Here is a 15166-nt window from a genome sequence, read left to right as displayed (position 1 = left end):
CCGTGGGTAGAGCGTCGCCTTACAAATGGCGTCAGACATCCGGCCAGCTTGCCGGATCGGATCCGAGCTGAGCCGGCACACGTGACCAGACGAGAGGAACACCGTCCATTCGCAGGGCCGGCTTCAACGCCGTCACGCTGCCGAAAGCCGTATCGTGCACCGCCAGCAGGTCCGAGATCCCGGCGGCCGTCGGATTGGCGGCAGGATGAACTGCATCATCGCCCGCCTGCGCGCGCAGGCGCCACATCCACTGCGCTGTTGCGGCAAGTGAAAGCGATGCGTGCCACCGACCCCCCTCTTCATGCCGGCGTATCAGCCCCAGCATGGCTGCAAAGGCTGCAAGATATCCCGTGAGATAGTCCAGCGGCTGACAGGGTAGAAGTTGTGGTGGCAAGCCGTCCGATTGCGACGTCATGCCCATCGTCGCCTGCACAAGACTGTCATAGCCACGCCGTCCGCTCCAAGGTCCCCTATCGGAAAATGCCGATAGCGAAATAGAGACCAGCCCGGGCTTCATCCCTCCCAGCTGTTGCGCGCCGAAGCCGCGCGCGCTGAGTGCACCTGGTCTATAAGCATCTAGGAAGACATCCGCATCGACAAGAAGGCCGCGCAGCATCGCCGGCCCTTCCTGATCGTCAAGATCGATATGAACGGAATGCTTGCCGAATCCGGTATCGATGACGAGGGACTGGATGAAGGGTAGACGGGGGCTGGCGATCAGCAGAACGGTCGCACCGTGTTCGGCCATCGTGCGCCCCGCCATCGGCCCGGCGATGACGCGCGAGAGGTCAAGCATTCTGATCCCGGATAGACCGGCCCCACCGTCTTCTAGCGCCATCACGGGCGCATCGCCGACACGCTCCATCCGGACGATCTGAATTTTGGTAAGCGCGTCCGCATGCGGCTCCGCCAGCCAGTCGGCACGGGTCCGCACACGCGCAGCGCAAAGCCCCCGCAAAATCGCTTCGGCTTCGATGTCACCAGCCTCGCGCTCAAGGACCGCCGCACGGATCGCGTCCGGGTCGTTTTCGACATCGAGCATGGCGAGAAGCCCGTCTCTCAAGTGCGGAAAGTTGCCGTGCAGATAGACCCATTCGCCGTTGGATGCCCGATAGAAGCCGGTAAACGGATCGCGGAACTTGACGGGACGTCCATCGACCTGAAGATAGCTTGAACTTGCCATGGCGAGTTCGGCAGCGCGCGTGTCGAGATGCACGGTCCTGCGTTCGCCGGTACGCAATTCATGGATACGCGAGGCTGCCAATCCAACGGCGCCGAGAGCCATGCAGGCCATCGTCGCAATCGGCCAGGGTGTGGCAAGCACTTTCGGCCTCGTTTCGATTAGCAGCCGGTCCAGGGGCGCATCGCTCCAGCCGACTTCGGCAAGCAATGCACCGAGCATTTCGCGCATCTTGTCGTTCATTTGGATGTTTCCTCCCCATAAGGCGAAACGGCGACTTCCCCTTGCATCAGGCGCCGTGCCGTCCGGTACACCGTCGCACTTGAAACGTTCCACTTCCCCCTCAGGCAGCCGACGGTCGCACCGACAGAAACCGTGCCCGACGGATGACCGACGCGGATCACTTTGGCTTGGGCGTCGGCCGTGCAAAGACCGGTCGGTAGAGAGCTTTCGATCCGGCAGGCAACGGCCAGGCACATCGCCCCGGTCAACGTGACCGCGCGGTGGGCGCGCTCCATCGACAGCATCCGCACCGCGATATCGAACTCCCCCGCCTCTACCATGCGCCCATCCAACGTCCGGAAAGATGCGGGTGCAGACACAATCGCAATCTTCGGATTGGCGAGCCCCACTTGTTCTGGAGCCGGTCCAAGCCCCATCAGCACGCCGGCAGCGCGGCGAAGTCGGTCGAGCAGACGCATGGTCTCAGGCGCCGCCTCGATCGTGTCGGGCAACTCAGTTCCACCGAGGCCGATGTCCTGCGCTGACAGGAAGGCAACGGGATTGCTGGCATCGACCAGCGACATGCTGAAGCGGCGTCCATCAATTTCGACCGTATCGATGACATTGCCCGTCGGCAGCAGGCCGGCCGTCACCGTGCCTCCGGGCTCCAAAAAGTCGAGTGCGATGCGCGCGCCAGTGCCGGACACACCATCGAGAGAGAAGTCGCCGGTCGTGACAGCTTTTCCTCCAGCAACGTTGAAACGGGCATGGATGATCTTCTTCGTGTTGACCTGATGGATGCGCACAAGCGCTGCACCGTCGCTGACTGAAACAAGGCCCTCGTCGACAGCAAACGGTCCGACGGCGGACGAGAGATTTCCACAGTTGGCCCCCCAGTCGACGACGGGGCGATCCACCGCGACCTGCGCAAAGGTGTAGTCGACATCGGCCTCAGGATGCGTCGAAGGCCCGATGATCACCGCCTTAGACAGCGATGAGGTCCCTCCTCCCATCCCGTCGAGTTGCCGGCCATAGGGGTCGGGGCTGCCGAGCGCCGACAACAACATGTGGTCAAGCGCGCGACCAGGTGCCGGACAATCGCGTGCGTGGAAAAAGACGCCCTTGCTGCTCCCGCCGCGATAGAAGGCAGCTGGTACGAAAATCTGTGTCATTGTTACTCTCCCTTGCTCGAAAACGTCGGTATTCAGGCGAGCTGTATGATGCCCCGGACGAAATAGACGGCGCCGATCGCTGTCACTATCCAACGCGTCCAGCTGCGGAAGTTGGCGTCTGTGATGCGCTGGAGAATACCGTTGCCGGCACGGGTCCCGAGGATTGCGATCGGCACTGCCGCCGCAACGGCAAGCCAGCCTTCCGTCGACAGCGTCAACGCAGCTTGCCAGTAGAAAGCCACCTTGGTGCCATGCGTGAGAAATTGTACGGCTGCCTTCGTGGCCACCACGGTGCGCCGGTCCATCGCCGTGCGGATGAAGAAGATGTCGATGATGGGTCCAGATACGCCGACGCCAATAGCCAGCCCGCCGGAAATAATGCCACAGACATAGGCATGCAGGGGTTTCGACGCGTCGAGTTCCATCTTTTTCACCGGTAGCCAGACGAGAACCGGCATGAGGCCGATGACGATCGAGATGACGATCAGGCTCGGACGATAGTCGACGAGCAGTAGCAGGGTAGCGGCGGTCACCAGACCGGCACAAAGCACTCCAAGGATTTTCAGATCAACATATTTGCGAGAAAACCAGGCACGCGACCCGTTCGAGACTACTTGCACCATGCCGTGGACCGCAATCGCTGTCGCAACGGGCATCAGGAACAGGAGGATCCACAACAGGATCAGTCCCCCCGCCATGCCGAAGATGCCTGACAGCAGCGATGTGAGGAAGACGGCCACGGTCAGGCCAGTGAAAAGCACTGCTGTCACGAAAGTTTCCGAGTTCGGTCGACACGGGATGCCGGTAATCGAGGGCAGCTTGCCGCCGGTCATCTCTGACGGGGCGGCAAGCTTCTCATGCGGTTAAGCAGCCAGGTCGCGAAGAACCGTCTGCAGGATGCCGCCATTGTTCATGTAGGTCACTTCGTCCAGCGTATCGATGCGGCAGAGGATCGGAATGTCCTTCACCGTGCCGTCGCTATAGGTGATCTTGGCGATCTTCTTCTCGCGTGGCTTGATGTCGCCCTCGAGGCCATCGATCTCGACGATCTCGTCACCCTTGAGGTTGAGGCTGGCCCAGGTCGTGCCCTCCTCGAAGGTGAAGGGCACGATGCCCATGCCGACCAGGTTCGAGCGGTGGATACGCTCGAACGACTGGGCGATCACGGCCTTGACGCCGAGCAGGTTGGTACCCTTGGCAGCCCAGTCACGCGACGAACCGTTGCCGTATTCGACGCCGGCGAAGATGACCAGCGGCGTGCCTTCAGCCTTGTACTGCATGGCCGCGTCGTAGATCGACATCTCTTCCTTGGACGGATAGTGGATGGTGTAGCCACCTTCCTTGCCGTTCGGGCCGAGCATGTGGTTGCGGATGCGGATATTGGCGAACGTGCCGCGCATCATCACTTCATGATTGCCGCGGCGCGTGCCGTACTGGTTGAAGTCGGCCACGGCCACACCGTTTTCGGTGAGGTAGGCACCGGCAGGCGAAGCCGCCTTGATCGAGCCGGCCGGAGAAATATGGTCGGTGGTGATCTTGTCGCCGAAGAGACCGAGAACGCGGGCGCCCTTGATGTTCTTCAGGCCGGTGCCGGTCTTGCCCATGCCAACGAAGTAAGGCGGGTTCTGCACATAAGTCGACTTGTCGTCCCAGGCATAGGTCTGGCCGGCAGGAACCTGAACGGCTTGCCAGTTGGCATCGCCCTTGAACACGTCGGCATACTTCGATTCGTAAAGTTCGCGGGTGACGTATTTCAGGATGAATTCCTGAATCTCGTGCGAGGTCGGCCAGATGTCCTTGAGGAAGACCGGGTTGCCGTCCTGGTCCTCACCGAGCGGTTCCGTGGTCAGGTCCTTCTGGACGGTACCGGCCAGCGCATAAGCCACGACCAGCGGTGGCGAAGCCAGGTAGTTGGCCTGGACGTCCGGCGAGATGCGGCCTTCGAAGTTGCGGTTGCCCGAGAGCACGCCGGCCGTGATCAGGCCCTTGTCGTTGATCGTCTTGGAGATCGGCGCCGGCAGCGGGCCGGAATTGCCGATGCAGGTGGTGCAGCCGAAGCCGACCAGGTTGAAGCCGAGTGCATCGAGCGAAACCTGCAGGCCGGACTTGGCCAGGTATTCGCCGACGACCTGGGATCCCGGTGCCAGCGAGGTCTTGACCCATGGCTTGGTCTTCAGGCCCTTGGCAACGGCGTTGCGGGCAAGCAGGCCGGCTGCAATCAGCACGCTCGGGTTCGAGGTGTTGGTGCAGGAGGTGATGGCGGCAATCGCCACGTCGCCATGGCCGATATCGTAGTCGGTGCCTTCGACCGCGTAGCGATTGGTCAACTGGCCCGGCTTCTTGTAGTCGGTTTCCAGGGCCGTCGCGAAGTTCGGCGCGATGGTTTCGAGCGGCAGGCGGCCTTCCGGACGCTTCGGGCCGGCCATTGACGGCACGACATCGCCGAGGTCGAGTTCGAGTGTGTCGGTGAAGACCAGCTCAGAACCGTCGCCATCACGCCACATGCCCTGAACCTTGGAATAGGCTTCCACCAACGCGATACGGTCCTTGGTGCGGCCGGACATCGTCAGGTAGTTGATGGTTTCGCCGTCAACCGGGAAGAAGCCGCAGGTCGCGCCATATTCCGGGCCCATGTTGCCGATGGTCGCGCGGTCGGCGAGCGACATCGAATCAAGGCCGGGGCCGAAGAATTCGACGAACTTGGAGACAACGCCCTTCTTGCGCAGCATCTGCACGACGGTCAGCACGAGGTCGGTCGCAGTCACGCCTTCCTTGACCTTGCCGGTCAGCTTGAAGCCGATGACTTCAGGCAGCAGCATGGAGACAGGCTGGCCGAGCATGGCGGCTTCGGCTTCGATACCGCCGACGCCCCAGCCGAGAACGCCCAGGCCGTTGATCATCGTGGTGTGGCTGTCCGTGCCGACGCAGGTGTCGGGATAAGCGGTGGTTTCGCCGTCCTCGTCCTTCGTCCAAACGGTCTGGCCAAGATATTCGAGGTTGACCTGGTGACAGATACCGGTGCCCGGAGGGACGACGCGGAAATTCTTGAACGCCTGCTGGCCCCATTTCAGGAAGCGATAGCGCTCGCCGTTGCGCTCGTATTCGAGCTCAACGTTGCGGGCAAAGGCGGTCGGGGTGCCGAATTCGTCGACGATGACCGAGTGGTCGATGACCAGGTCAACGGGAACCAGCGGGTTGATCTTTTCCGGATCGCCGCCGAGGTTGACCATGGCGTCGCGCATGGCAGCCAGGTCGACGACGGCGGGAACGCCGGTGAAGTCCTGCATCAGCACGCGGGCCGGACGGTAGGCGATTTCGTTTTCGGCCGTGCCCTTGTCGACGAGCCAGGCGGCGACTGCCTCGATGTCCTTCTTGAAGACGGACCGACCGTCTTCATTGCGCAGGAGGTTTTCCAGCAGGACCTTCATGGAATAGGGCAGCTTCGACACGCCGGCGAGGCCGTTCGCCTCGGCCTTCGGGATGCTGTAATAGACGTAGTCTTTGCCGTTTACGGTCAAGACCGAACGGCAATTGAAACTGTCGAGTGATTTAGCCACGGATAGAAACCCCGCTGATACTGATAGCCAACACAATCGTGCGGACGCCTATGCACTTCATGCACATCAGGATGCGGGTACGGCCATTTCCGCTGTCCGCCCGTGAAATATTGCTGTCGCAACCTTCATGTTCGGCACAAGGATGAAGTTCACGCCGACCGCTGGCGTGCTTGCAGGTCTTATAGATAGTTTTTTCCGCAGCCGCTAGTCGTTCGTATACTGTTATTTTGTCATTGGGGTCATCTCCGATGTAGAGGCAGTGCGAGCCGTGCCGGCACTGTTCTTCCCAGGGTTCCCTTACAGACAAAATCTGCGCTATTGACTGTATACAAATGCATGCAGTAAACCCATCTGCATCGGTATTAGAAAAGCGAGATAAACGAGGAATGATCGAACGGTCAGCAAGCTATGACGTGCTCATCGCCGGCGGCGGCAATGCAGCTTTGTGCGCCGCCATCAGTGCGCGGCGTGCCGGTGTGAGTGTTCTGGTTGTGGAAAGTGCGCCTCGCTTCTATCGCGGCGGAAACACGCGCCATACACGCAACATGCGTTGCGCTCACGACGAGGCGACGGCGACGCTCTCCGGTCCCTATACCGAAGACGAGTTTCTTGATGACCTTTTGCGCGTCACTGCCGGCAACACCGACGAGGAACTGGCGAAGATGATGATCGCCGAGTCAAAGGAGATGTTGACCTGGATAGCGGAACAGGGTGTCAGGTTCCAACCGTCGCTCGGTGGCACGCTCAGTCTTGGGCGGACCAATTCATTCTTTCTCGGCGGCGGCCGAGCGATGTTGAATGCACTCTACCTAACGGCGGAAAAACTGGGTGTTCATGTCATCTATGACGCAGAGGTTGTGGGGCTCCACATCGAGGGAAATCATTTTCGATCAGCCCTCGTTCGCCATGGTGGCGAAGATATATCCTTCAAAGCAAAAGCCTTCATCGCGGCCTCCGGGGGCTTCGAGGCCAATCTCGAATGGCTGCGCGAGGGTTGGGGTTCTGTCGCTGATAATTTTCTGATCCGCGGCACGCCGTATAACCGCGGCACGGTGCTGAAAATGCTGATCGAGAACGGCGCGCAACAGATTGGCGATCCGAAACAGTGTCACGCTGTGGCTATCGATGCACGCGCGCCCAAATTTGATGGGGGCATCATTACGCGTCTCGACTGCGTCGTGTTTGGAATCGTCGTCAACCAGCAAGGGCAACGCTTTTATGACGAAGGGGAAGACGTGTGGCCGAAGCGATATGCCATTTGGGGGCGCCTGGTCGCGGCCCAGCCAAATCAGATTGCCTACATCATCTTCGATGCCCCCACGCTTGAGCTTTTCATGCCTTCGCTTTTCCCGCCCGTAAGGGCAGCCACAATCGAGGAACTTGCTGACAAACTCGGTCTGGATCGAGCCACACTGAGCGGTACCGTCAATGGCTTCAATGCAGCGGTTTTGCCCGGGACCTTCGACCCGGCCACGCTCGACGATTGTCGCACCCATGGACTGGAACCAGACAAGACACATTGGGCACGACGCATCGAAACTGCGCCATTTTATGCCTATCCCGTCCGACCTGGAATTACGTTCACCTATCTCGGTGTCCGTGTAGACCGGCAGGCGCGCATCGTCATGACCGATGGTCGCCAAAGCGCAAACATGTTCGCCGCTGGCGAAATCATGGCGGGCAATGTGCTCGGCCAGGGCTACGCTGCGGGCATTGGCATGACGATCGGCAGTGTCTTCGGTCGGGTCGCCGGCCGCGAAGCCGCGGCCCTGCTTTCAACCAGATCACTGCCGCTGGAGGCCGTATGAACATTCACGCTTTGCTCGATCCCCATCATTCAACCGAGAGCCTAGCGGAGGCCGATCGTCTGATGACAGTCTGCAATTCCTGTCGCTATTGCGAGGGACTGTGCGCTGTCTTCCCGGCCATGGAAATGCGGCGTTCCTTCTCGGATGGCGATCTCAACTATCTTGCCAATCTCTGTCACAACTGCGGCGCCTGTCTCCCCGATTGCCAGTTCGCCCCACCGCACGAATTTGGCGTCAACGTTCCACAGACTCTGGCGATCGTCAGAAACGATTCCTACCGAGCCTATGCATGGCCGCGGCCCCTGTCCGGTCTCTTCCACCGCAACGGTCTGTCGATCAGTGTAATCGCGGCAATCAGCGTTGCTGTCTTTATTGCAGGCTTTGCCGGCTGGCATGATCCGTCCGTTCTGTTTGGCGTCCATACAGGTCCTGGGGCTTTCTATAAGCTTATGCCCCACAACACGATGGCCGTGATCTTCGGTGCGGCCTTTTGCTACTCGCTCTTGGCAATTGGCATGGGGGTGAGGCTTTTTTGGAAAGATATTGGCGAACCGGCTGGCACGTTGAAGGAGCCCGCGTCCCTGTGGCAGGCTATGAAGGACGCATCGACACTGCGCTACCTTGATGGCGGCGGTGTCGGATGTATGAATGAGAGCGATCGGCCGACAGACCGCCGGCGACTTTATCATCACATGACTTTTTACGGGTTTATGCTCTGCTTCGCAGCAACGTCGACAGCGACGCTTTACCACTATCTGCTCGGCATGGAAGCTCCCTATCCTGTGTACGACTTGCCAGTGGTGCTCGGGACAGTCGGTGGCATTGGCCTCATCATTGGGCCGGCTGGGCTCTTGAAGGCAAAATGGAGTCGAGATCCCATGTTGATGGATGGAACTCGCACAGGAATGGATGTCGCTTTCCTCGTTATGCTGTTCCTAACCAGTCTGACGGGCTTACTTCTGCTGGTATTCCGCGCGACACCGGCCATGGGGCTCATCCTTGCACTCCATCTCGGCGTCGTCTTCAGCCTCTTTATAACAATGCCCTATGGCAAGTTCGTTCACGGCATTTACCGTTTCCTGGCGCTCGTGCGCTACGCGAAGGAACACAGAATGATCGATCAATCCTGAAACCATTCCCCGCCGATTTCTGACGTTTTCCAGAAGATCAGGCCAACCGGCTCCGCTCTGACTGAAGGTGACGCGCGGTTGCGCCCTTTGTGTCACTTCACGTCGGTGGATTGCCATGCTCACACAGTCGCTTATGCGCATAGCTAGAAGCCGTGAGCGATCTCATGATAGCCACGAATGAACGCGATGGGGATGTGTTGGCGGCTCCGGTTCCCGTGCCTGCGTTCACGTCAGCCGCCGGTTTGGGGAAGTGAAGCGCTCTGGGCCTTGTTTCAGGGCAAGCGACAAGGGTCGTGACCGGGAAATGCGGCCGTCAACATAACGCAGGACATCATGGCCCATGGTGTTGATCCGCTCGGCCTGGTCAACAGCGCGGTGGTCCATCCAGACGAGGATGTCACGCTCGGCCTCCTCGGACGGCCCGACGGCGAGTGGGTAACCACCCTCCCCCAGCACCACCAGCGAGCAGGTCGCATCTAATCCCAATCCCATGACATGGGCCGGATCTACACGGCGGATGCGACCGCTTCACGGATGATCGCGCAGACCGCGTTCTAGATTCCAAAGGTCGTAGGTTCGAATCCTACCGGGTGCGCCACTGAATATATTGTTTTCATTGGCATATCAATTTTATCTTGTTCTGGCCTGCGACGGAAATAAGCTAGCTCAGCAGCGTATTCGGTTTTGAATTCATCAATGATTACAATGTACGCTTACCGGGCGTGGATGCGGAGCATAGCGCAGTTTTAGCGCAACGCTCCGACCATAATAACTCCTTTGGAGCCCTGGTTATGTTGCAGCATACCGAATCAACAAATGCCCCCTTTGCCCTTTTCAAGCGTGAGGGCACCCGCAACTGGTCCATGCGTTATTCGCTCGGTGGTCGGCAAATCAAAAATCATTAGGCACCCACGATTTCGACCGTGCACTTCAACGAGCAAACGAGATTTTCCATGAACAGAAGTATCGGCACAAACAGGGCCTATCGCTGGTGCAGCATCAGTTTCACGATGTTGCAGAGGAATTCATAGAGAAGGTCTGCGCCGAGGCCGAACGCGGTGAGCGTAGTCATTATCACCCGACATTCTGGCCACCGATGATTCGGCGTTTCCCGATGGCCTATTTCGAAAATAAAGCTGTCGACCTCATCACTACTGCCGATGTCGAGCGCTATCTTGAATGGCGAAAAACCTACTGGACCAATGGCCCAGGCTCGAAGATTGAGAAGATCAGATGCGAACGAGAAGATGGTCGCGTGTTCAGCCGCCCTGCCCCCCGAAAAGTCGCTGCGTTGGCAACCATGAAAGGCGAAATGGTCATCCTGCGAGAGCTTTTTCGTCAGGCGGCGCGTTGGGGCTACTGCAAGCCTCTGGAACTGCCCACCATTGATGCGCGGAAGAAACCCGATAACAGGCGGCCCGGCTTCAAACCAGAAGAGTACGAAAAGCTTGTTGCCAAAAGCATCGAACGTATCAACGAACACCATACAAAGCTGAAGGTCATTAAAGCTAAGGATGGGCGGGTCTGGACCCAAAAGGCCATCACCGAGGGCATCCGCGCCGATCGTGTCCGGCTGCACGCCTACATCGAACTGATGGCCAATTCCGGACTGCGCCCAACAGAAGCAAAGAACCTCACTTGGGGAGATATTTCACTCTTCCGCGAAACACGTCATCTTCCACTGCATCAACAAGATGCGCGGTTGGCAGTCCACGGCAAGAGCAAGCATGGCAACACTGTACCGCTTTACGGAGCGCTATCTGCACTCAGCATGCTTTGGGACCTTTTTGTCCATGACATGGACCGCGAACCAGAGAACGAAGATCCGGTGTTTGTTGACGAAAATGGCAACAGCATATTGTCGTTCAAGAAAAGCCTCACTGCTCTTCTAATTGCTGCCGGTCTTGAGAAGGACAATCGTGGGGTTCGCCGCACTTCCTATTCTTTCAGGCATTTCTATATCTCGCAAATGCTCGCCAACAATGTTTCAGTCCATCATGTCGCCCGCAACACCCGCACCTCGCTCACAATGATCGACAAGCACTATGCACAGGTGAACACGGAGCAGATCAAGGATTTCCTTCGCCCCGGCCAAGAGGATTTTGCCAAAGAGCCAATCCTGTTGGATGATGAGGCCTATGCTGAAATCAAACTTCTGGAAAGGCGTATCGAAGAGCTTAAGCGCGGTGGAGAACAAAGCTTTACCGAACAGGAGATGGCGGCTCGGCACTCAAACGAGCATGTGGGTTAAACGTTCATTTGGCCCGACGAGTGCAGTGAGATCCCTTGCGCAGTCATCAATACTGCCTCCAACTCCTGAGCCAATCCGCTTCTACTGAACTCGGATCGATCGAACGAATATTTGTCTGTACATTTTTCCAGTAGCCTTTCTTCTGGGTCAATATGGGGCTACATCCCCAGAATAGTGGCCTTACATCACCGAGGAACTTGCCAGAATGAGCGACGAAGGATCCGAAATAAAAGCGTTCGCGCGTCGGCTTTTCCAAGAGAACAAACAGTTTTTTGATCTATTGAAGGCGCGCAGTTCTGCTTCTGGCTTCGAGCTTGCTATTCACCGTTTGATGGGCGGAAGTCCCCAAGAGAAGAAAGTAGTATCGATTGGTGCAACTCCAATCATCTGTTCAGAGGCCACGAAAAATGCGCTGAGTTTTGTACCTCTGCGATGGCGGGATGAATTCGACAAGGCAAGTGGCCCTTGGCGTGGTTGCGAGAACTGGCGGGCAGGTTATCCGTTTATTGTCTGGGTCGAAATTCGAGGTCGAGATGACGGAACCAGAGGGCACCTCAAACTAAATGCGGAGGTCGGACCTATTGCAAACCGTAAGATACGAATGGGCATCATCGATGCGATCGCGATGGAAGCGTCAGCAAGAAACCTTGAACGCATTCATTTTCCCACTGGGAGCTCTGATGAGAAGAATCTCTACTCTCGGTTTTTGCGTCTAAATTCGATCCCCGTGAATGATGTCCAGGACGTCGGTGAAATTGAGTCGAAAATCGTGCAGCTTGTTAATGGCTTCACGCCGGAGTTCGAAATGATCGCCCGCCTGATACCGCTATTTTGCTCTTCGTCGAATCCGCTGTGGGCATCGCGTTAACTTCGCATTAACCTATTCTGTTGCAAAAGCATTAACGAAAATACTCGGTGAGGTTGAGAATCAATTTCTCCGAATTGGCTTTGGGGCGGATATCCGCCTCAGGTGACGGTCTCGCCATTAAGGCGGGCACCCTTGTGGTTAACCGTTAAAAGTGTTCCGACCATAGCTAGCGTTTTTCCCCGGACTGATAGACGTTCGGTCGCTAGCCTTTGCTCAAGGGGCTTTTAACTTGACCAGCATTCTTACAAATAATTCCGCCATGACCGCTCTGCAAACCCTGAGGTCAGTTGGCAGCAGTCTTGCTCAAACACAAGCCCAGGTAAGCTCGGGGTTACGTGTACAAGTCGCGTCGGACAATGCAGCCTATTGGTCGATCTCGACCACAATGAAGTCCGACAACATGGCGATATCCGCAGTGACCGATGCGCTCGGCCTCGGGGCGGCAAAACTGGATGTTGCCTATGCTGGAACGGAAAACGTTGTAGACCTCCTAAAAGAGTTCAAAGCCAAGCTGGTCGCCGCCTCCGAAGAAGGTGTTGATCGGACAAAAATCCAAGAAGAACTAGACCAGTTGAATGCTCAAGCAGAAAGCACGGTGCGGTCATCAGGCTTCAGCGGCGTTAACTGGCTCAATACCTCGTCACCATCCCACCTTCAGGATATCAGCGTCCTATCTGAGCAGCTAGTCACATCCTTCGTAAGAAGTGCCTCTGGTAGCGTTTCGGTCAAAACAGCTGAAGTTGATTTGAGACGATCGAGCATGCTGAACACCGGAGGCGGAGGTATATTGCAGAAGGATATATTAGACTATTACATGCCGATCGGTTCGATGTACTCCGAGAATTTTTTTCACCAGGCACATGAGGATCACAGCTTCACAGGGCCGGTGACCTTCAGCGCCTCGGAAACGGCAACCTTCGATCTAATTGTTGATCAGAGCGATCTCTCGCCTGGTGACACCTACCCGATCGTTGTGGATAGAACGGTCATTGACACAGCGCTCGGCACTTCGGATGGCATTATCAGTAATGTTGCGCAACTCAAACTGGTTCTGCAACAAGCATTCAACGATGCCGGCGCAGGCCCCTTCGTGACCCTCAACGGCACATTTGCGGCCCCCGCGAACCGGTACGCAATTGAATCTCTCGAGACGTCACCGCATCAGGGATCAAGCATAATTCTCGACCAGCTGACCGGTTCTTTTGGCAAGTTGGGATTAGATACCAGTTCCCAAATAGATCACGACAACATGCACCCAAACGCCGCGATGAGCTTCATTCAGCCGTTCAAGGTTTACCTAGATGCAACCATTGAATTCGACATCAGCATCAACAATGCGCCGGTGACCACCTACACCATAAATCGCGCTGTTGTGGACGCGGCTCTTGGCAGCAGCGATGGCATGATCAACAGCGCGAACGACCTTAAGACAATTGTTGACTATTTGACCCCTGGGATTGGGCTTAACGTCGATGTAGCTGGCAACCAGTTGGCTTACCGTCTCGATCAGACTGTCCACCCAGGCTATGGCGCCAAGGCGACACCGTTTACCATTTCAACATTTCGACCAGATCCGCCATTCACGTTGCGTTTCGATCTGGCCGAAATCGACGTGACATCCAATACCTTCACGGTGGACGAGTACCTTGAGGGGATCGAACATATGTTGAAGGAAGCAATCAGCAGCGCCAGCACCCTTGGCGCTCTTGAGAGCCGCGTCGCAATGCAGGAGGATTTCGCAGAAAAACTCATGGACAGCATTACAAAGGGTGTCGGACGCTTGGTTGACGCCGATATGAATGAGGCATCTACGCGCCTGAAAGCTCTTCAGACGCAGGAGCAGCTCGCGATCCAGTCGCTGTCAATCGCTAATTCCAGCGCGGAAAGTGTGTTGACGCTGTTCCGTTAAAAACTTAGCTCCAACGACGCAACAACCGCCACTGTTATAGTCGGGGACTGCCGTTCTCTTCATCCAAGGGAAGCTTTTCGAAGCTCGCTTGTGATTTGGTGCCCGACCCTTATCGGCAGGGCATCGCTCTATACGTCTCTTACTCAAGGCCGTGGCGGGAGACACGGCCTTGCGGGTGCCAAAAAATCCGACTTACGCTCCTAGACGTGGTGAACATTGGGCAATGGGGCCAAGTTGCACTGGGAATCCCCATCTATCACATGTCGATATCATGCGCAGGCATCACATTGAAGCTGACCGTGTATTCGAACAGGTAGATATTCGGGACAACCGTGCGGGCGTATTTCAAATTGCGATTGACCGATTTGGATACGATGATCCCCGAGACTTCCACGTCGCGGCCGATAGTTTGTTTGACCCATCCCATATAGCGCGCAATTTGCCCCAAGACCCGATCAGAGCTCTGGGCTCTTTTGAGTTCGAAGACAAAAAATGCTCCAGTGTCGTCCACAGCCAGAATGTCGATAGGCCCGACAGCAGTTGAATACTCAATACCGTCACGCCCAGTCGGATCGACATAGAGCCGCAGTCTCTTACCCCCGAAGTCGATGGATGAAAGGTTGGATGCCAGGAAATCTCGAAGCTGGTATTCAAGTGAGAAGTATGGGGCAGGATCGTCAACGGCCCCATTTTCAAAATTTTCATCCTCTGTTCCACCCAACAAATCCTCAACCACACGCGCAGAGTGTCCGGGAAAAATCAACCGCACTTCGCCCGGGGTTTCCTGCATCGTCCATCCTGATTGTCGCAGGGCGGCACGCAATTGGTGCGAGGTATTGTTGGTCCCATCCAGTCCCGCAGGCAAATATTCAGGATTTTGCCGCAGCCAGCTCTTCAGTGGGTAAATTTCCATCCCACCGTCATCCTTTGGGATGACAACCATATGCCGCTGAACCATGTGCCTCCAGATGCCTCCATTGTCTGAAACAGGATTATAAATATACGCTATCGGCCTTCGGCAATCTTTACCCTGACCAAGGAGGGTATTGCTACCTGATGATCTCAATGC

The 15166-nt window shown here is 56.9% G+C and carries 10 protein-coding genes and 1 pseudogene; 5 read left to right on the top strand and 6 right to left on the bottom strand.

Annotation, left to right across the window (positions count from 1 at the left end):
• Positions 1–31: 31 nt before the first annotated feature.
• The 4 genes from LQ231_RS24200 to acnA all read right to left on the bottom strand — a co-directional run bounded on the left by LQ231_RS24200 (position 32) and on the right by acnA (position 6131).
• Positions 32–1423 (bottom strand): CoA transferase, encoded by a 1392-nt coding sequence (locus LQ231_RS24200; RefSeq protein WP_230174555.1) that lies wholly within the window; start codon positions 1421–1423, stop codon positions 32–34.
• Positions 1420–2574: a PrpF domain-containing protein gene (locus LQ231_RS24195; protein WP_230174553.1), complete on the bottom strand. Its 1155-nt coding sequence runs from the start codon at positions 2572–2574 to the stop codon at positions 1420–1422. Before LQ231_RS24195 ends, LQ231_RS24200 begins: the two co-directional genes overlap by 4 nt.
• Before the next feature lie 32 nt (positions 2575–2606).
• Positions 2607–3344 (bottom strand): TSUP family transporter, encoded by a 738-nt coding sequence (locus tag LQ231_RS24190; protein ID WP_230174552.1) that lies wholly within the window; start codon positions 3342–3344, stop codon positions 2607–2609.
• A 93-nt stretch (positions 3345–3437) separates the two neighbouring features.
• Positions 3438–6131 (bottom strand): aconitate hydratase AcnA, encoded by a 2694-nt coding sequence (gene acnA / locus LQ231_RS24185; RefSeq protein WP_230174551.1) that lies wholly within the window; start codon positions 6129–6131, stop codon positions 3438–3440.
• 386 nt (positions 6132–6517) lie between these two features.
• Between acnA and tcuA the strand changes: the two genes are divergently transcribed.
• Together tcuA and tcuB are read left to right on the top strand one after the other, a co-directional pair.
• Positions 6518–7939 (top strand): FAD-dependent tricarballylate dehydrogenase TcuA, encoded by a 1422-nt coding sequence (gene tcuA / locus LQ231_RS24180; RefSeq protein WP_230174550.1) that lies wholly within the window; start codon positions 6518–6520, stop codon positions 7937–7939.
• Positions 7936–9069, top strand: coding sequence for a tricarballylate utilization 4Fe-4S protein TcuB (gene tcuB / locus LQ231_RS24175; RefSeq protein WP_230174549.1), 1134 nt, complete (start codon positions 7936–7938; stop codon positions 9067–9069). Before tcuA ends, tcuB begins: the two co-directional genes overlap by 4 nt.
• A gap of 300 nt (positions 9070–9369) precedes the next feature.
• On the opposite strand, the pseudogene LQ231_RS24170 reads toward tcuB, so the two are convergent.
• Positions 9370–9620, bottom strand: a pseudogene (locus LQ231_RS24170) (ribulokinase); the annotation flags it as partial.
• Positions 9621–10060: 440 nt separating this feature from the next.
• Here LQ231_RS24170 and LQ231_RS24165 point away from each other — a divergent pair.
• From LQ231_RS24165 to LQ231_RS24155, 3 genes are all read left to right on the top strand, one after another.
• On the top strand, positions 10061–11320 hold the full coding sequence (locus LQ231_RS24165) for a site-specific integrase (protein WP_230174548.1): 1260 nt from the start codon (positions 10061–10063) through the stop codon (positions 11318–11320).
• A 205-nt stretch (positions 11321–11525) separates the two neighbouring features.
• Positions 11526–12188: a hypothetical protein gene (locus tag LQ231_RS24160; protein WP_230174547.1), complete on the top strand. Its 663-nt coding sequence runs from the start codon at positions 11526–11528 to the stop codon at positions 12186–12188.
• A gap of 229 nt (positions 12189–12417) precedes the next feature.
• Entirely contained in the window at positions 12418–14097 is a 1680-nt protein-coding gene (locus tag LQ231_RS24155; RefSeq protein ID WP_230174546.1) for a flagellin, read from the top strand.
• Between the two features lie 256 nt (positions 14098–14353).
• Here LQ231_RS24155 and LQ231_RS24150 read toward each other — a convergent pair whose 3' ends face one another.
• Positions 14354–15055, bottom strand: a complete 702-nt coding sequence (locus LQ231_RS24150; protein WP_230174544.1) for an endonuclease NucS domain-containing protein — start codon at positions 15053–15055, stop codon at positions 14354–14356.
• Positions 15056–15166 lie beyond the last annotated feature (111 nt).

The organism is Rhizobium sp. CECT 9324, from assembly GCF_918741265.1.
Taxonomy (GTDB): Bacteria; Pseudomonadota; Alphaproteobacteria; order Rhizobiales; family Rhizobiaceae; genus Allorhizobium.
This window is presented reverse-complemented; position numbering and strand designations above follow the sequence as displayed.